Genomic DNA, 20003 nt, shown 5'->3' on the forward strand with positions numbered 1-20003 from the left:
TGGCAGCAGGGGTGGGACCGGTATGCGGGACATCAGGGACGACGAAGGAACGGAGCGGTTCGTGAGCGGTGCGGAGGTGGTCGGTGGCGTGGCCACGGGGCAGGGAACCTTCGACTCGGTGGACCGTGAGCAGATCGCACCGGACGCCTCCGCCGATGCTCCGGCCGGTGCTGTGTCGCGTTCGCACCGCCCCAGGTTCGCCGCTGGCTCTCAGGTTCTGGTGCGTGACGAGCAGTGGTTGGTGAAGAAGGTCGCCGACACGACGTACGACGGCTGGATGGTCGAGGTCACCGGCGTCTCCTCCCTGGTCCGCGGCATGGACGCCGTCTTCTACGAGAAGCTTGACCAGATCGAGCCGCTCGACCCCAACAGGACGCGACTAGTTCCCGACTCCTCCCCGAACCACCGGAAGGCACGCCTCTACCTGGAGGCCGTCATCCGCAAGACAGCGCTGCCGCAGACCGAGCACGGGCTCGCACTCGTAGGTAACTTCCTCATGGACCAGCAGACGCACCAGCTCCGCCCCGCCCAGCTGGCCCTATCGATGGAGAACCCCCAGCCGCGCGTTCTCGTCGCCGACGTAGTGGGTCTCGGCAAGACCCTGGAGATCGGCGTCCTCCTTGCCGAGCTGATCCGCCGGGGCCGCGGCGAGCGCATCCTCGTGGTGACCCCGGCGCACGTCCTGGAGCAGTTCCAGCGTGAGCTGTGGACCCGCTTCTCCATTCCGCTCGTCCGCCTCGACTCCACCGGCATCCAGCGCATCCAGCAGGACATCCCGGCCGGCCGGAACCCGTTCGCCTACTTCAAGCGGGCGATCATCTCCGTGGACACCCTCAAGAGCGACGTCTACGCACATCACCTCGAGAACACCGAATGGGACGCCGTCGTCATCGACGAGTCCCACAACCTGGTCAACCGGAACACGAAGAACAACTCCCTGGCCCGCCTCCTCGCCCGCCGCAGCGACGCCTTCATCCTGGCTTCCGCCACCCCGCACAATGGCGACGGCGAGTCCTTCGCCGAGCTGATCGGCATGCTCGACGAGGCGGCGATCGCCGATCCCTCCTCGTACGACGTGAAGGACCTGGGGCACCTCTACATCCGACGCACCAAGACCGACCCCGAGGTACGCGACTCCCTCAAGGGTTCCTGGGCGGACCGCGGTCCGTCCCGGCCGGTGATCGCCAAGGTGACCGCGAAGGAGCAGGCGGTCCTGGAGGAGCTTGCCGCGCGCTGGATTCCGCGCGACCCGGCCGCCTCCTCCGTGTGTGTGGACTCGATGGTCGCCTACAACCTGCTGAAGGCGTTCCTCTCCTCCCACCGCGCGCTCCAGGTCTCGATCACCGCCCGGACCAAGACCCTCGACAAGCCCCTGAAGGGCCGCAAGGGCCAGGACCCGGCGAAGCTGGAGGCCGCGCGCCGGATCGAGCAGAAGGCGATCGTCGACCTGGCGCGCCTCGCGGACGATCTCGGCGACGACGACTCGTCCAAGCTCGATGCCCTGGTCCAGCAGCTGAAGGAGATCGGTGTCGGCCCCGGCTCGGACACCCGTGTCGTGGTCTTCTCCGAGCGCATCCCCACCCTGAAGTGGCTGGCCGAGACCGTTCCGGCCCGGCTGGGCTTCCGCGCGGCGACACCACTGGAGCCGGGCGAGAGGAAGTCCAAACCGTGGAAGGCGTACGGCGGTGTCGTCGAGGTCATGCACGGTGACGCCACCGGCGAGGACGAGCAGCAGCGCATCGTCGAGGGCTTCGGCCTGCGCACCGCACCCGTCCGGCTCCTGTTCACCGGTGATGTCGCCTCCGAAGGCGTCAACCTGCACCAGCAGTGCCACCAGTTGATCCACTACGACCTTCCCTGGTCGCTGATCCGCATCGAGCAGCGCAACGGCCGCATCGACCGCTACGGGCAGAAGGAGAGGCCTCAGTTCCGGGCCCTGGTGCTCACCAGCGATGTGGAGTGGCGCACCGACGACACGACCGGCGCACCCCTGCCGCTGGACGACCGCCTGGTCGGCGCCAAGCTCCTCGCCCGTGAGGAGGAGGCTCACCGTATCGAGGGCACCGCGGAGGCGGTCACCGGCATCTACCGGGCGAAGGAGGAGGAGGACCGGCTCACCCGGGACCTCATTGCCGGCCATACCGTCGAGGAGTCGATCAAGCAGTCCTCGGCGGCGGGCGGCGGTGTGAAAGCGATGCTCGCTCGGGCGATGGGCAATGTCGGGGCGAAGAAGCCGACGGACGACGTGCCACGTGCCACCGTGCCCAGCCTGTTCGGCACGGTCGGCGGTGCGGCCGCGACCTCCGACTACTTCGACGAGGCGCTCCGCCAGGTCTGCCACCCCATCAGCCCCGACATCGCCCTCAAGTTGCGGCGTGAGAAGGATGGCACCATCGCCTTCCGGCCGCCGTCGGATCTCCTCTACCGGCTGAAGGCGTTGCCCAAGTCCTATCTGATCGAGCAGGAGATCCTGCCCACGTCGCAGCGGGAGGGGCGCTTCCGTCTCTCCTTCGACAAGGGCCTCGCCGCCAAGCGTCTCGAAGTGGCCCGCGAGGACTCCGACAGCCAGTGGCCCAACGTCAGTTACGTCTCCGACGTGCACCCCGTCCTGGACTGGGTCACCGACAAGGCGCTCGCCGCGCTCCGCCACGACGAGGCGTTCGTGCTCGCCTTCGACCCGGACGCCGACAAGGCGGCCGACATCGATCCGGAGCTGCCCGCCGCGCTCGACGGCCCGGTTTACCTCCTCCAGGGCATCTACTCGAACAAAGCCGGACGTCCCACCGTCGTCGAGTGGATGGCCGTCACCGGACTGCCCGACGCTCCTCGCGTCCACCGGATGGACGACGCCTTCCTGGGCGCCTGCCGGGTCGGCCCCGCCATGCCCGGCCGTGCCGTCGCGGTGAACCGTGAACTCCTCCAGTCCTGGGTCCCGGCCGCGGTCGCCGAGGCGCGCAGGTTTCTGGAGGGCCGCGAGGCCGAGTACGCGCGGCAGATCGACACCGTCCTCGCGCCGTACGAGAAGCGTGTCACGGAGTGGAAGCAGGCCGCTCTGTTCACCCCGGCGGCTCGTCGCTCGCAGAAGGCGAAGAACGACGTGAGCCTCACGGCCGACCGGCGCCGGACGCTGATCCGCTCTCTGCGGACCTCCGGCGCCCCGCTGCTGCGGCTCCTCGCCGTCCTCGAACCGCTTACCGCCACCCCCGCACCGTCCACCGCCGTACCTGCCGCGACCGCCCTGCCCGACGCCGGAGAGACGACCGCCTGATGAGCACCGACTTCGACTCCTTCTCCAACCGCGGCGAGTACCTGTCCGCGCACTACTTCGCCGAGCAGCTCGCCGACGGCCTGAAGAAGGGCGTCTTCGCGGCCTGGGCGGACCGCGAGTCCGACGAGAATGATCAGCGCCTCACGCCGCGCGTCGCCCTGCGCGGCCTGCGGTCCGTCTACCTCGACGAGAAGTACCGCGGGTTCTTCGCCGAGCAGGCCAAGGCGGACGCGGAGGACGACGAGTACCCCGACAAGGAGGGCTTCGAGGAGCGCCTCAACACCTACCAGGACGAGGAGTGGTGCGAACGCGTCGCCGATTGGCACCGCAAGGTGCTGGCAGCCCTCGGCTACGCCGACGCCGACGCCGAGTCCGGTCCGCGCGAGCTGACCGTCCACCGTGCCGGACGCGACCACACCGTCCAGGTCGCCTGGCACGGCGACGGCATCGTCGCCGTCGACTGCGGTTGGTCCGCGAGCAACGACACCGCCCTCGACGCCGGCGCCTACGGCCGCCTGCTTCACCCGCTGCGGACGGTCGGCAGCGGCGAGACCTACGAGTCGGGCCACGCGCTCGCCACCTGGCTGTTCCAGAGCGAGTTGGGAGGAGAGGGCGGCAGCGCACCACGCTTCATCCTGCTGCTCTGCGGCGGCGTGATCGTCCTCGCCGACCGGCATGCCTGGGGCGAGGGCCGCTACCTTGCCGCCAACCTCGACGCCGCCCTGGAGCGCTACGACCGCAAGCAGTACGGCGAACTCGCCACGATCGCCGGTCTGTTCAGCCACGACGCGCTCGCCCCGGCCGAGGATGGCAAGGGCCCCGCCATCGACGCCCTGGTCAAAGCGTCCCGTGACAACGCGGTCGGTGTCTCCGGCGAGCTGCGCCAGGGCCTCCAGAAGTCCGTCGAGATCATCGCCAACGAGGTCCTGGCCCGCCTGGAGAAGACCGGCCTCGAACCGCGCGACCTCGAACAGCCCGGGGATCCCTTCGCCCGACAGCTCACCCGCGAGGCGTTGCGCTACCTCTATCGCGTCCTGTTCCTCCTGTACGCCGAGGCTCGCCCCGAACTGGGCATCCTCCCGGCCGACGACGGCACTTACGAGGCCGGCTACTCGGTGGCCCGCCTCCGTGAACTCGTCGAGCTGGATGCCCAGTTGACGGACGAGACCGCCCGCAACGGCTTCCACCTGCACGCTTCCCTCGACGTCCTTTTCAACAAGGTCAACTATGGCCACCGGGAGTACGGCACCGAACCGTGGGACGAGCGTCCCGGCGATGACGCGGAGACCCGCAAGAAGAAGGCCAAGCAGCGCAGCGAGGGGCGCGGCCTGCGCTTCGAACCCCTGCGCAGCGAACTCTTCGAGCCGGCGTCGGTGAAGCTCATCGGCCTCGGTATGCGCGACCCGCGCCGCGACGAGGACAGCCCCGACGGCCCCGCCTGGCTCGACCTGCGGCTGCGCAACAGCGCCTTGCACGAAGTGCTGCGCCTGTTGACCATGAAGAAGGCCAAGCGCAAGGGCGAGCGCGGCGGCTTCATCTCGTACCGCAACCTCGGCATCAACCAGCTAGGTGCGGTCTACGAGGGCCTGATGTCGTACACCGGCATCATCGCCGAGGAGGAGCTGTGCGAGGTTGCCAAGGGCGGTGACCCCGAGAAGGGCTCCTGGCTGGTCCCCTCGCCCCGGCTCAAGGAGTACCCGGAGAACACCTGGGTCGAGTACGACGAGCGGGACCGCGAGGAGAAGGGCCTGCGCGGGCCCAAGAAGTACCCGGCGGGGACGTTCGTCTACCGCCTCGCCGGCCGCGACCGGGAGACCTCCGCCTCGTACTACACCCCCGAGTCGCTGACCCAGGTCACCGTTGAACTGGCCCTGAAGCACCGTCTCGACCAGGAGAAGGACCCCGAGGGGAACGTAGTCAAGACCCGCGCCTCGGAGCTGCTGAAGTACCGCATCTGCGAGCCGGCGCTCGGTTCCGGAGCGTTCCTCAACGAGGCGATCAACCAGGTCGCCGAGGAGTACCTGCGGCGGCGGCAGGACGAGCTCGGGCATTCCATCCCGACCGCGCAGGCCCTGATAGAGAAGCAGAAGGTCAAGGCGTACATCGCCCTGCACAACGCGTACGGCGTGGACCTCAACTCGACGGGCGTCGAGCTCGCCGAGGTCTCGCTGTGGCTCAACACGATGCATCCGGGCATGCGGGCGCCGTGGTTCGGGCTCCACCTGCGACGGGGCAACTCGCTGATCGGCGGGCGGCGGGCGGTGTATGCGGCGGGCGATGTTGCGCCGTGGAAGGGCAAGGCGCTGTGGCTGAACGCGACGGGCACCCAGGCACCGACCCCCCTGCCGTTCCGAAACAACGAGGCGGGTGGGCACAAGCAGTCGCTGCCGGACGGGGCGGTGCACCAGTTCCTGTTGCCGACGCCGGGTTGGGCGGCGGTCACGGGGGCGAGCGGCGACGCGAAGAAGCTGCTTGGGCAGTTGGCCGGAGATGGCGTCGACCAGCTGAAGGCGTGGAAGAAGGGCATCCTTCAGAAGCCGAAGCGGCGGTTGAACGCCAAGACGGGCGAACCGATCCTCGTCGGGAAGACGGGACGTGAGGCCGCCTCCCAGTACACCAGGCTGCGGGAGGCGGCGCGGCGCGCGGAGTTCCTGTGGTCGCTCGTCGTTAGGCGTATGGAGCTGTCGGAGCAAGAGATCTCCCGGACCGTCGACGTGTGGGGAGCGGACCCGGCAAAGGACGAGGAGTTCAAGTTCCTTCGGCGGGCTGCGGGCCGCGTGGGGGAGGGCAGTGCCGCCCGACTGTCGAAGGAGAAGGTCTACGCCGAACTCTTCGATGCCGTCGGGTCGCCGTACTGGCGGCTGAAGCAGGTCATGGACGCCTGGTGCGCGCTGTGGTTCTGGCCGACGGGTGAGGCGGCGCTGCTTGATGGCAGTGCGGCGGAGTACGACCCGGAGGAGGCGGTGAACGCTGTCGAGGTCCTCGGAGAGATGTTCGGGGCCGGGACGGCGGTCGGCGACGAGCAGCCTGAGGCCGATCCGGTGGACGAGCCTGCGACCGTGGACGCCGTGCCGGAGGCTCGCTTCACCGAGCAGACTGCACTGTTCGCGACCGGCCCCGTCCAGGAGTCCCTGCTCTTCGCGGACCCCGGCGTTGACGGCGAACCGCTCATCGAACGTAAGGAGATCGGGAAAACCGCTCCGGCGAAGCCGAGGAAGGCGGCGGCGAAGCCTGCTCCGCGTGTCTGGCGTGACGCCATCCCTCTGGTGGACCTCGACGACTGGATCGACTTCCTGGAAGCCATGCTCGGCACCGTGGACATCGACCCTGACGACCTGCTTACCGAGTTCGCCAACCTCGGAGTGCTCAAGGACTTCGAGCTGGCGCTCCCGTACGTGCTGGGCATGGACCTCAAGCACCCGGAGGAGCGGTTTCCTTGGATGCGCGTTGTCACTGACATCGCGGAAGAACAGGGCTTTCTGCACTGGGAGTTGGACTTCGCTCTCGCCTTCGCGGAGGGTGGGGGGTTCGACCTGCAGGTGGGGAATCCGCCGTGGGTGCGGCCGGAGTGGAAGGAGAACCCGGTCCTCGCCGAGTTCGATCCGTGGTTCATGCTGACGGAGAAGCCCGAGGCGGCTAAAAAGCACCGGCGGCGAACGGCCGAGCTGGCGAGGCCGGAGGTGGAAACGTACGCGCTGCGGGAGGTGACGGCCACGGTCACGCTGGCCGACTACCTGGCAGCGCCGCAGGTGTATCCGCTGATCTCGGGCAGCCAGCCGGATCTGTACCGCGCCTTCATGTGCCAGGTGTGGGGCCACGCTTCGACTGTGGGAACGACAGGGTTCCTCCACTCGTACACGCACTTCACTGGAGAGAAGGAAGGGAAACTCCGGGAAGCGGCATATCGGAGGCTGCGGATCCATGGCGATTTTGTGAATTCCGGGCAGCGTTTCTTCCCGGAGCCAGTTGGGCACGCTACCCACTTCGGCGTCCACATCTATGGCAGCCCCAAGGAGATCGGATTCGACCACCTCTCCTGGCTGGTTTCGGCCGACGCCTTGCGCTTCTCTGCTGATCACGACGGGACAGGGGACGTTCCCGGCGTGCGCTACCGCAACGCGGACTTCGATGAACGTCCGCACCGAGCGCGTGTCGTCCGGGTGAACCCGGAGCGGCTCAAGGTGTGGCAGCGCCTACTCGATGATGAAGGTAAGCAGCCGATCGAGCAGGCTCGTCTGCTGTTCCCCGTCAGCACGGGGGAGGCGTCGGCGATCGTCGCGCTGGCCGACTACCCAGTGCGGCTGGGGTCCTTCGGTCCGCAGATCTCGCCTGGCTACCATGAGAGCGGCGCGAAGAAGGACAACCTCATCGATTACAACCGCGTCGATCCGGAGACTGGAAAGGCGTACCAGCCTGAGCAGTGGCGGCACGTCATTCTCAAGGGCCCCCAGCTGAGCGTGGCAACGCCGATCTTCAAACGGCACGATGCCAACAGCAACGACGCGTACGGCGCGGACTTGATGGAGCTCCCCGACGACTTCGTCCCTGATACCGCATATCTACGGGCTGAGGGACGGACAACGGAGTACCTCACGGCTCAGGACCGCTGGATCGATCACCGGGCTCTTGCGCGGCTTCGAGCAGACGAGCGAGCGGTCACGCGGGCCAAGGAATTGGTGGCGCAGGCGGATTTGGTGGCGCTGGACAAGGCTGATCCTGCGAAAGTTGACGCGGTGTTGGTCAGACGTGCGCGACGGCGCGCCACCGTTTTTCCCCGGCTGGCGTGGCGGCGAAGGATCTCCGCAAATAGCGAAAGAGCGCTTTACCCGGCTCTTGTTCCGCCAGGCGTAGCGCACATCCATGCAGTACATAGTCTTGCAATGCCAGAGACCCGCCATACAGCTTTGGTGGCCGGTTTCTGGACTTCACTGCCGTTGGATTACTTTGTGCGCGCCACTGGCCGAGACGACCTACAGGTTGCTGGGGCGAAATCCATGCCGGCCCCCGATCAGGAGCACCCACTGGCATCTCCTTTGCTGCTCCGCACTCTGCGTCTCAACTGCCTCACACATGCCTACGCCCCTCTCTGGGAAGAGCTGTACGACCCGACCTGGCTCGCATACGAACCCTGGGCGGTGCAGTGGCCGGGGCTTGAACCTCTGGAGTCCGTCGCCCCGATCTGGGAACGGTCGACTCCCCTCCGTTCCGAGCGAGCACGTCGCTCTGCCCTCGTTGAGATCGACGCCCTGGTGGCCGTCTGGCTGGGTATGGATGCCGACGCACTGATCGCGGCGTACCGAGGCCGTTTCCCTGTACTCCAGAAGTACGAGGCGGCGAGCTGGTTCGACGCCGAGGGCTGGAAACTAGCGAGCTATGCCCGCACGATCGGCCAGCGGCAGACAAAGGACACCTGGAAGCAATTCGAGGCGTACATGGCCGACCCCGCCTTCAAGCCCCACCAGGAAGACCCCACCACCAACCCCGCCCCCCAAACCCCCGCCCCCGACGGCTACACCGCCCCCTTCTACAAAGCCGACCGTGAGACCGAGATGCGGGAAGCGCACGCCTATTTCCAGAAGCGTCTCGACGCCGCCGTGGCCGCGGGGCAGTGGGACCCGGTCAAGCAGGAGGTGCCGAAGTCGTGAGGCCGACGCTCGAGGCGGAGGGGCTGAAGGAGAGCCTGCTTCAGTACCTGTCCACCACGTATGCGCTGACCGACGAAGGTGCGCGGAAGGCGCTGCACCGGTTCCTGGGGGACGACAACTCCGGCATGTTCCGGGGACCGTTTCTCCGGCTGCGCACGCCGTTCGTGCCGGCAGACCCGTCGTGGGAGAGGTACTTGGACTGGCGGCGTACGGACGGCTGGACGCCGTACGCGCACCAGGCCGTCGCATTCGAGCGGCTGTCGTCGGCGGGCGGGCGGACGCCCCGGCCGACGCTCGTCACCACCGGTACCGGCTCAGGCAAGACGGAGTCGTTCCTGTACCCGGTCCTGGACCACTGCGCGCGAGAGCGGGCGGCGGGTCGCGGCGGGGTGAAGGCCGTGTTCCTGTACCCGATGAACGCGCTCGCCACCGACCAGGCGCAGCGCATCAACGGGCTGCTCACCGACTACCCCGAACTCAGCAAGGTACGGGCGGGTCTGTACATCGGTGAACGTGCGGCCACCAGGTACGGGCGGGTCTTCACCGACCGGTCCGACATGCAGGTCACGCCGCCGGACATCCTGATCACCAACTACAAGATGCTGGACCTGCTGCTCCAGCGGGCCGCCGATGCCCCGATGTGGGCGGACGCCGACATCCGCTTTGTGGTGGTCGACGAGTTCCACACGTACGACGGAGCGCAGGGCACGGACGTCGCGATGCTGCTGCGCCGGCTCGCCTCCGCGGTCGGAGCCTCGGAGAAGGGGCGCCCACTCGGTCGTATCTGCCCTGTCGCCACCTCGGCGACCCTTGCCTCCGGGACCGACGCGGACGGGATACGGCAGCTGCTCGACGTGGCGACCCAGGTGTTCGGCACCGAGTTCCACCCCGACGCTATCGTTGGTGAACAGCGGCTGACCGTCGACGAGTTCGTGCCGCGAGACGGCTTCGACGCACTGGTGCCTGGGCCGACCCCGGACGAGCTGGCGGCGCTGCCCGACCCGACGCTCGGCGAGGAGGAGTTCGCCGAGCTCGCGGAGGCCGTCACCGGCAGTCGGGACACCGATCCGCACGCACTCGGCCGGATTCTGAAGCGGCATCCGCTGACCTCCGCCGTGCTGCACGCCCTGGACGGGCAGGTGCGTTCCGTGCCCGAGGTCCTCGACCTGATGTGGCGCAGCGGCGCACAGTCCTGGGGACGCACCATCACGCTGCGGCCCGAGGTGGCGGCGAAGGCCCTGGCCCGCTTTGTCGCGTTGCTCTCGGTGGCCCGCGACCCGGCGTCCACTCCCGAGCAGCCGCGCCCCTTCGTCCAGGTCGAAGTCCACCAGTGGGCCCGGTCGGTGTCCCGTCTCGTGCGCGGCGTCCTGCCATGGCCGAAGGCCGAGTTCCAGTGGGACGCGGCAGGTACCCCGGAGACTTCCGAAGGCGGGACGGCGCGCACAGCGCCGGTGACCACGGCCACCGCCGGGCAAGCGGCGAATCTGTTCCTGCCCGCGGTGTACTGCCGAGATTGTGGCCGCTCGGGCTGGGCGGTCTTCACCCCGGAGTCCGATGATCTGGACGTCGAGGTCGACACGCACAAGATCCGGCGGGCCTCGGTCAGCCAGGACAAGATGCGGGTGCGCAACCTGATCGCCGCCACCGAGGGTGAGGCGAAGGAGGGTTCCGGAACCGCGCCCATGGAAGGCGCGGGCCGCGCCGCCGGACGGGCCGACGCGAACGCGCTCAGCGTGGCCGGAGCCGGCCAGCTCCGCGTCTTGGACGGCCCGAAGCGCAGGTTGCGGCTGCCCGACCCGGTGGCCGACTACGACCCGGAGACCGGCAGCCCCCGGCTGGCCGGCTCCGACTCCGCGTTCGTCCTCGTGTACCTGGGGGAGACCGCGACCACCGCCGCCGAGGACGACTGGTGCCCTGCCTGCGGCTCGCGCAACACGATCCGCTTCCTCGGCACCGGCGCCGCGGCGCTCGCCGCTGCCTCCGTCACCCAGTTGTTCACCGGTGGGGAGCTCGACGAGGAGCAGGGCGAGACGAAGACCCTGATGTTCAACGACTCGGTGCAGGACGCCGCGCACCGGGCCGGATTCGTGGCGAGCCGCTCGTACACCTTCTCGCTGCGCGCCCTGTTCAAGAGCCACCTGTCGGAGGACGCTCCGACCGCGCTGAACGACCTGATCGCCGACGTGGTCGCCGCGACCACCGACCGTACGACCCTCGCCGCCGTCGTCCCCACCGACCTGCACGACATCAAGGGCGTGAAGCGGCTGCTGTCCGGCCAGGGCCGCGGCGGGGACCACAAGACCTGGTCACTGATCGGGGAGCGGTTCGCGTTCGAGGCGCTGATGGAGTTCGGGTTCCGGTCCCGCAACGGCCGTACTCTGGAACTCACCCGGACCGCCGCCGCCCAGGTGCGCATCGCCGACCCGGCGGCCGCCGTCGAGCTTGTCCGGATCGCGCACACCACCCCCTACGGGAAGGGCGGCCAACTGCCCGTCCCCGACGCGCTGGACGAGGAGCGGTACCTCGGCTTCCTGCGGATCTTCCTGGAACGGCTGCGGACCCGGGGCGCCATCGGCCACCGCTGGCTGGAGGGCTACCTGAAGGAGGCCGGTACCAGCCGCTACTTCATCTGGGGCAAGCGGCCTGTCGGTATGAAGGCTTTCCCCAAGGGCATAGCCGCTCCGGTGTTCCTGCTGAGTGCGCCGAAGACGAGAAGTGAGTTCGACTTCGCCACCGGACGGCTCTCCTGGTACGAGAGGTGGGCTCAGCGCAGTCTCGGGCTGCCGCGCGAGCAGGCCGCCGAGTTCTGGTCCCGGCTGCTGCCCGAACTCGTCACCGCGGGACTGCTCGCCGTACGCACTCCGGAGGACAGCAGTCTGCGGATCTACGGACTCAAGCCGGGCGCCGTCGACGTACAGCTCCTGAAGGACAGCGAGGTCAACGAGGCGTTCGTCCGCTGCCCCTCGTGTTTCTGGGAACAGACCGTCCACCCCGCCCTGCTCGGCCAGTGGGACGACCAGAAGTGCCCCGCGTACCGCTGCCGCACCGGCCGTCTCGTCGCCGGGGACCGGCCGGAAGGACTCGGTCGGCACCAGCGCGACCGCGACTACCGCGAGGACTACTACCGCAGGCTCTACCGCAAGGCCGGCACGTACCAGGTGATCACCGCCGAGCACACCGGCATGCTCACCCGGCCGGAACGCGAGCGGGTGGAAGCGGCGTTCCGGGACGGCAGCGGGTTCAAGGACCCCAACGTGCTCTCCTGCACCCCCACGCTGGAGATGGGCATCGACATCGGCGACCTCTCGGCCGTCGTGCTCGCCGCCCTGCCCCGCCGCGCCGCGAACTACACCCAGCAGGTCGGCCGCGCCGGGAGGCGTACCGGTAACGCCTTCCTCCTCACCATCCCCGACCGCAGCCGCCGCGACCTGTACTACCTCGACCAGCCCCGCGAGATGATCGCCGGGCAGATCGTGCCGCCGGGCAGCCACCTGTCGGCCATCGAGATCCTGCGCCGCCAGTACCTCGCCCATCTCCTCGACCTCGCCGCGCAAGGACGTCTGAAGCGCGCCGACGGGCGGCCGCTCGCCGCGATCCCGCACGACGCGCCCGCCCTGTTCGGCCCCTCCGGTTACCTCGAAGACCTCGTGGAGGCCGCCCTCAGCGGCGCCGCCGAACTCGTAGAGGCATTCCTCGGCCTCTTCCCCACCGGCGTCAGCCCCAAGGCCGCCGACGACCTGCGCGCCTACGCCGGGCGCGGGCTGCGCGGTGCCGTAGAGGAAGCCGGACGGCAGTGGAAGCGCGGCGAGGAAGAACTGCGGCGCAGGCTGAAGTTCATCGACGAGGCCGTCCGCGAACTCCAGGAGGACGAGGACGAACAGCGCATCCGGAAGGCCGAACTCGAAGCGGAACACCGAGCCGTCGGCAAACGCCTGATGAAACGTGGTCTCACCACCGCCCAGCAGGCCCTCTGCGACCTCGGCCTGTTGCCGAACTACGCCCTCATCGACGCCGTCACCACGCTCAGCGCCACCCTGTACTGGCCCGACGGCACCGACCCGAAGACCGGCCGCGAACGCTTCGACTCCAAGATGCGCCCCTACGACCGGCCCCGCCGCTACGCGCTGTCCGAACTCGCGCCCGGCAACACGTTCTACGTCAACGGCTACAAGCACCAGATCACCGGTATCGAGATCGGCAGCTCCACCCGGCCCGACTGGACACCCTGGCGCTTCTGCCGGGAGTGCGGCTACGTCCGCACCGAGAACGCCGCCGAGGACCGCACCGCGTGCCCGCGCTGCCACAGCACGAGCATCGCCGACGACGGGTCCTGCCTCCACCACGTGATCGAACCCACCGTCGTCACCTCACGCGACAAGCGCGACGACGCCCGTATCGGCGACGACAAGGACGACCGCGAGCAGCGCTTCTACACCGTCGTCGACGCGGTCGACATCCCGGTGGAGCACATCGAGGCCGGGGCGTCCTGGCGGCACACCCGCGAGACCTTCGGTGTCGACTACTCCCGCAAGGCCGTCATCCGGAAGATCAACGTCGGCCCGCTCCGGTTCGACGCACGCGCCGAGGACGAGTTGGCCGGACATGACGTCCGGATGGCGCCCTTCCACGTGTGTACCGCCTGCGGAGCGGCAACCGCCGACGGCAAACCCGTCTTCGACCACGACACCGATGCCCTCGACGCCTCCGCCGTACGCAACCCGGCCGTCAAGCACCACCAGCCCTGGTGTCCGCTGCGCCGGGGCAAGAAGGGGCCGAACGCGCCGAAACAGGAACCGGTGCTCCTCGCCCACCAGCTCACCACTGAGGCCCTGCGCATCCTGCTTCCGGCCGCGACCGTGCTCGTCGACGAGAAGATCCACTCCTTCCGGGCCGCGCTGCGTCTAGGCGTCGACCGGCACTTCGGCGGGGATCCCGCCCACCTGGACACCACCCTCGCCAAGATGCCCGACAAGGCCACCGGCGAGAAACGGCACTTCCTCGTCCTGTACGACCGCCTCCCCGGCGGCACCGGCTACCTCGACCGGCTCACCCGGCCCACCGCCTTCCGCGACACCCTCGCCGACGCGCGCGACGTGCTGATGTCCTGCCCCTGCAAGGAGGAGGGTCGCCGCGCCTGCCACCGCTGCCTCCACCGCTACGCCGAGGAGCGGCACCAGGACGAGGTCTCGCGCCACGAGGCCCTGGAGATCATCAACAGCCTCCTCGGCCCCGTCGACGAGAACGGCCGTCCGCTGACCGACGACGAGGGCAACGCCGTCGATCACTGGCAGGTCGAGGAAATCCCCACGACCGCAGCGATCGGCCTGGACAGGCAGGTCGAGTCCGACCTGGAGGCCCGCTTCCTCGCCGCTCTCCGTACCTGGAGCACCGGCCAGGACGACGCCTCCCTGGAGGAGAGCGGTGCGCACAGTGGCAACCTGCGCTTCGCCGGGGCCGCGGCATGGCGACTGACCGCCCAACGCGACGAGGAGTTCACCCGTACCGACTTCACCTTCGAGAGGACCGACGGAACACCCCAGAAGGCACACGTCTTCCTTGACGGCCACCGCTACCACGCCAGCCGCGGGCACAATCGCATCGCCGCCGACTGCAGGAAGCGGGACGAGCTGAGGGCCGGCGGAGCCCTCGTCTTCCAAATCACCTGGGACGACCTCGAACTCTTCGAGAAGGGCGAACGCGCCAAGGTCCATCCGGTGTGGCCGCCCTACCGGCGCACCGGACAGGACGCCGCCAAGGACTGGTACGAGGAGCTGGGCGGCGATCGCGCCGACCTAGCCGACGCCGTCTTCGCCAATCCCATCGACACCCTCCTCGGTTACCTCCGCGACCCCTCCCGCACCCGGTGGGGACGGCGGGCCGAGGCCCTGGTCGGCGGACTCCTCAGTGCGCCCGAACCACTGGCGCAGAACGTCGATCGCGCGCAGGCCCGTGAAACGCTGCGAGGCGCCCTCCGTTCCCTCGCGAAGGGCGAGAGCCCGGTGGCCGACGTCGAACCTGTCGCCGGGAACGCGGAGATCCTGGTCCTATTCGCCACCGACGAGCACGACCTGCCGCTGCTCTACACCGTCGACCCCACCGGCGGAGCGGACGGCACCGCCGGGGTCGGCTGGGGTGCCGTCGCCGTACTGGACGACCACGACAGCGACCAGCTCGGCACCGCCGCGCACAAACTCCGCTGGCGGTCCTGGCTCTACTGGTCCAACCTCCTCCAGTTCCTCGCCTTCACCGGCGGCGACGGCGTGCAACTCGCCAGCAGCCTGGCCGCCGACTTCGCTGTGGACATGCTCCGGGTTGGAGGCGGGGCCGGCGAACTGGAGACGCTCATCGCCCGCCTGCACCCCGAGACGGCTGCGACGGACACGGCGGAGGACGGCACAACGGCTCCGGCGGAGGTCACGGGGCAGACGGCAGCGCCCGACCGGCCTTCGACCGCCTCGCTCTCGGCTTCCTCCGCCGCCGAGCAGGCGCTCGAAGACCTGCTCCGGGACACGGCCTGGGACGAGGACATCCTCGAACTCCTCGAAGAGGACGAGCCCGACTCCGATCTGACCCGGCTTGCCAAGAAGCTGGCCGCGCGGGGAAAGGAGGCCCCGCTCTTCGGCTACGAACTGGGCGACCGTGGCTGGCAAGCCGACTTCGCCTGGCCCGGCTCCGGCATCAAAGTGGCGGTGTTCGTGGATTCCGACGGTCACGACAGCGAGGAACGGCGTAAGCGGGACGCCGCGTACGCCGGTGACGGCTGGACCGTACGTACGGCTGCAGACTGGCTCGACCACCTCGACACCCTGCTCACCCTGCTCCCAGACACGGAAGGCCCGACCCACCGATGACCGCACGGCTCAGCCTGTACGAGAAGGCCGAACAGGAGCTGTACAAGCTCGACCGCTCGGTCAAGGGCAGGTTCTACGACTTCTGCCACCGCTTCCGGCAGAACCCCGACCACCCGGGTCTCGACCTCAAGCCGCTCAAGGGCGACGGCCGCGTCTACCGCGCCAAGATCGACCAGTCCTACCGGGCGCTCCTCGCCAAGATCGGCATCGACGGTGCCGGCCATGAGAAGTGGCTGGTCGTCGCCGTACGACACCGCAAGCACGTCTACGAAGAACTCTCCGTCGCGATCAACCGCATCACCGGAGAGATCGAGTTCGTCGACCTCTCCGTGGTCGGTCAGAGCGTTCTCCAGCGGGCCGGAATGACGCTCACCCCGGCCGAGCGACCCGAAGTCGGAGACGAACCGGAGACTCCGGCCCCTGTACCGGACACAGCTGAACCGGCGACGACCACGCCTGCGGTCCCGGAAGCCGAACCGCTCCTGGCCGGTCTCGACGCGGGCGACCTTCGCGGGCTCGGCGTCGCCGAACAGCTCATCGACCTTGCCCTCGCGGTCACCGAGAGCGGTGAACTCGACGCCCTCGTCTCCGGCGCCCCCCTCCTCACCAAGGACATCCTGTACGGTCTCGCTGCCGGTCTGTCCATCAAGGAAGTCCGCAAGGAGATCACCGCTCCCGTCGACATCGAGCTCGATGAATCCCAGCGGCATGACTTGGACGCGGCGCTCTCCCGTACCACCGTCACCACGATTGACGACGCTCTCAAGGACATCCTCGAAGAGGGCGACTTCCGCGCCTGGAAGGTCTTCCTCCACCCCGCCCAGGCCAAGCTCGTCGACCGCCGCTACCGCGGTCCGTTCCGTGTCTCCGGGGGCCCCGGCACCGGTAAGACCATCGTCGCCCTGCACCGCGTCAAGCACCTAGCCGAGCAGCTGCCCCCCGGTCACAGCAAGCCGATCCTGCTCACCACTTTCACCAAGAACCTCACCACCGACCTGCGCGCCCGCCTGGCATCCCTCCTTGAGCCCGCGCAACTCGCCCGCGTCGACATCACGCACATCGACCAGCTCGCCGCCCGCGTCCTCAACGAGAACACCCTCTCCGGCGCCGGAAAGCAGCGAATCTACGACAGCGTCGCCCTGAACACCCTTCGCCAGATCCTCCTCGAACTCGACGAGAAGCGCTGGGACGCCGAATTCCTGTACGAGGAATGGGAGCAGGTGATCCTCGGCCAGTCCCTCGGTACCCGCAAGGCGTACTTCGACGCCCGCCGAGCAGGACGCGGCCGCTCCGTCAGCCGCCCCGACCGTGCCCAGATCTGGAAGATCCTGGAGCAGTTCACCACCCGCCTCGACAAGGACAACCGCGAGACCTGGGGCCAGGCCGCCGAACGCGCCGCCCGCTTCGAGATGCAGCGCGCTTCCAAGATCAAGGAGCGCCAGGAGTACAAGGACGACATCGGCGGCAAGGACCTCATCCACCGCGACGACAGCTCTGGCATGTACTACCTGGGCCACCGCTACCAGCATGTCGTTGTCGACGAGGCACAGGATCTCCGCCCCGCCCACTGGAAGATGCTCCGCGCCATGGTCGCCCCCGGCGACGACGACATGTTCATAGCCGGCGACACCCACCAGCGCATCTACGACCAGCAGGTCACCCTGGGCACCGTCGGTGTCCACATCCGCGGCCGCGCAGCCCGCCTCACCCTCAGCTACCGCACCACCCGCGAGATTCTGAACCGGGCCATGGAAGTGGTGAACCCCAAGAGCGTCCAGATCACCTTCGACGACCTCGACGACGGCACCGACAACCTCGACGGCTACCGCTCGGTCCTCCGCGGCCCGGCCCCCGAACTCGTCCCCTGCGACTCTTGGGACGACGAACTCGCCCAGCTCGCCACCTCACTCCAGAGCTGGCGCGAAGAACTCGCCACCGGCGGGGCCGACGGCAAACCCCGCGACCCCCGCGGCAACATTGCCGTCTGCGTCGCCGACCGCGAGGCCGTCAATCAGGTCATGTACTACTTGGCGACCGAGGCGGGCCTCACCGTCGCTGAGCTCACCAAGGACGGCGCCAAGGGCGACGGCGACATCCACGTCGGCACCATGCATCGCTTCAAGGGTCTCGAATACCAGAAGCTCGCCATTGTCGGTGCCCGCGACGGCGTCATCCCCCGAGCCTCCCTCATCCAGCGCTACCGCGACACCGACGCCCAGCGCCTCGCCCGCGAGGAACTCAAGGCCCGGTCCCTCCTCTTCGTCGCGGCCACTCGTGCCCGCGACACCCTGCGCATCAGCTGGCACGGTAAGCGGAGCCCGTATCTGCCGAGGTAGCAGTGGCAGCACGAGAGCCCTGCCGCCCGAAAAGGACCGGCAGGGCTCTCGTGTACGTACGACCGTCAGGCGTTCCGCTCCGACGAGGCCGACCCGACGAACCCCGCCCATGCCTCACGCGACACACGGACGACCGGCCCGGACACGGCCTTGGAGTCCCGGACGTGCACAACTCCCGTACCGGCCGCGATCTCCACGCAGTCGCCGCCCTCGGCTCCGCTGTAGCTGCTCTTGAACCAGGCGAGGTCGGACGTGACGGCCGTGGACTCAGCGTTGTTCATAGCTCTCCCAGCAACCTCTCGATGAACTCCAGGGACTCTCGCGGAGTGAGAGCCTGTGATCGGATGATCCCATAGCGGGCGGCGGCGAGAGCTGCCTGTTGCGGGTCGGTCTGCAGGGCGCTCGTTCCCTGCGCCTCGGTGTACACGAACTTCTTCCCGTCGTCGCGCGTGATGACCGTGAACGGTCCGTCCACGCCCGCGCTTTCCTCGTAGTCGAGCGGCATGACCTGAAGCTCGACGTTCCGCTTCTGGCCGATCAGGAGCAGCTGCTCCAACTGCCCTCGCAAGACGTCCTTTCCGCCGTACCGACGCCGCAACACCGATTCGTCCATCACGAAACTCAGCAGCGGCGCTGGCAACCGGTCGAAGATGTCCTGCCGAGTCAGCCGTGCGGCCACGCGCTGCTCGATCGTCTCCTGTGCCAGAGGAGGACGCCGCATGGCGAGCAGCGCCCTCATGTACTCCTCGGTCTGGAGCAGCCCCTTGACCACTAAGGTGTCGTACGAGAGCAGCTCGATGGCCTTCTTCTCCAAGGCGGCCATCCCCTGGAAGAACACCGGATACTGAGCCCGTTCCACCTGCTCCTTCCACAGCGTCAGCAGCCCGCCCGCCCCCAGCACCTCATCCGCCTGCTCGATGGTCCTCGGGGACGGAATCCTCCGCCCCTGCTCGAACGACGCGATGCTGGAGGCCGAATACCCCAGCCGCCTCCCGAACTCCTCACGCTCCAGGCCCGCCCGCACCCGCAGCGTCTTCATGCTCTGCCCGAACGCCGTGACCACGCCCTGCCCGGACTCGCCCTCAGGTCGCTGCCCAGCGCCGTCGTCGTCGTTCTCCCCACAATCCCCGAAACTCACCGACGCCCCGTCGACCGTCACAGCAGCCTCCGCGTCCGCGCCCGTACGCTCGTTCACCAGCACCGCCTCCTTGGCCCAACGCCCACCCCGGAGCGTCGTCACGCCGCGCGTCTCGTACTCGTACCGACACCGCGCGTACAACCGGCCTGCGTCGGTGCGTCACCACTGGTCACGCTACGCCACCAACGGGACCGTGGTCGGCATGATGAACAAGCCCGGCAGCCCCTGCCGCACCACCCAACCCGCCCGCCCCAGCGGCTACTTGATCACCCCTCACTTCCTGCTCGACCACACCTTCGAGATGCGCTTCACCTCCACACCCCGAGGCGCCCGCCTTGCCCGGAGACTCGCCGCGCACCGGCTCGACGCGTGGGGGATTCCGTACAACACCTATGCGCACGACGTGATCGTGCTGATCGTCGCCGAGCTGACTGTGAACGCCGTACGGCACGGTCATGTCCCCGGCCGGGACTTCCACCTGCGACTGAGGGTGACCGCGGAGTCGGGGACCGCTCTCGTCGAGGTCACCGACACCCGCGCCGAACGGGTGCCGCCCCGCCCGGACGCCCTCCGCCTCCCGGACGTCGACGACTCCGGTGGCCGGGGACTCCTTCTCGTCGCCGGGCTCGCCGCCCGCTGGGACTGGCACCTCCGGCCCGACGGCCCGGGCAAGACGGTGTGGGCCGAGTGCGCGCTCACGCTTCCCACGTGATCTTGGGGCGACGGTGCTGAACGGCCGCCGTTGCCCAAGAGCGCTGGTCAGTC

The 20003-nt window shown here is 68.6% G+C and carries 7 protein-coding genes; 5 read left to right on the forward strand and 2 right to left on the reverse strand.

What is annotated here, in order from left to right; translation table 11 throughout:
• The first annotated feature begins 22 nt into the window (after positions 1–22).
• Genes ACFYWY_RS35020 through ACFYWY_RS35035 form a run of 4 tightly spaced genes read left to right on the forward strand, consistent with a single transcriptional unit; the run spans position 23 to position 18100 of the window.
• A complete protein-coding gene (locus ACFYWY_RS35020; protein ID WP_389194513.1) occupies positions 23–3268 on the forward strand; it encodes an SNF2-related protein in 3246 nt (1081 codons plus the stop codon).
• Positions 3268–8913 carry a hypothetical protein gene (locus ACFYWY_RS35025; RefSeq protein WP_389194516.1) on the forward strand — a complete coding sequence of 1882 codons (5646 nt, stop codon included), beginning with the start codon at positions 3268–3270 and terminating at the stop codon, positions 8911–8913. Before ACFYWY_RS35020 ends, ACFYWY_RS35025 begins: the two co-directional genes overlap by 1 nt.
• Positions 8910–15764 carry a DEAD/DEAH box helicase gene (locus ACFYWY_RS35030; RefSeq protein WP_389194518.1) on the forward strand — a complete coding sequence of 2285 codons (6855 nt, stop codon included), beginning with the start codon at positions 8910–8912 and terminating at the stop codon, positions 15762–15764. The genes ACFYWY_RS35025 and ACFYWY_RS35030 overlap by 4 nt, the downstream gene beginning before the upstream one ends.
• Positions 15761–18100: a UvrD-helicase domain-containing protein gene (locus ACFYWY_RS35035; protein ID WP_389194521.1), complete on the forward strand. Its 2340-nt coding sequence runs from the start codon at positions 15761–15763 to the stop codon at positions 18098–18100. The genes ACFYWY_RS35030 and ACFYWY_RS35035 overlap by 4 nt, the downstream gene beginning before the upstream one ends.
• A gap of 65 nt (positions 18101–18165) precedes the next feature.
• Here ACFYWY_RS35035 and ACFYWY_RS35040 read toward each other — a convergent pair whose 3' ends face one another.
• On the reverse strand, positions 18166–18381 hold the full coding sequence (locus ACFYWY_RS35040; RefSeq protein ID WP_389194524.1) for a DUF397 domain-containing protein: 216 nt from the start codon (positions 18379–18381) through the stop codon (positions 18166–18168).
• On the reverse strand, positions 18378–19295 hold the full coding sequence (locus tag ACFYWY_RS35045) for a helix-turn-helix domain-containing protein (protein WP_389194527.1): 918 nt from the start codon (positions 19293–19295) through the stop codon (positions 18378–18380). Before ACFYWY_RS35045 ends, ACFYWY_RS35040 begins: the two co-directional genes overlap by 4 nt.
• 145 nt (positions 19296–19440) lie before the next feature.
• Here ACFYWY_RS35045 and ACFYWY_RS35050 point away from each other — a divergent pair, with 145 nt between their 5' ends.
• A complete protein-coding gene (locus ACFYWY_RS35050) occupies positions 19441–19950 on the forward strand; it encodes an ATP-binding protein (protein ID WP_389194530.1) in 510 nt (169 codons plus the stop codon).
• Positions 19951–20003: the final 53 nt, after the last annotated feature.

This window comes from Streptomyces sp. NPDC002870, from assembly GCF_042888505.1.
Lineage (GTDB): Bacteria > Actinomycetota > Actinomycetes > Streptomycetales > Streptomycetaceae > Streptomyces.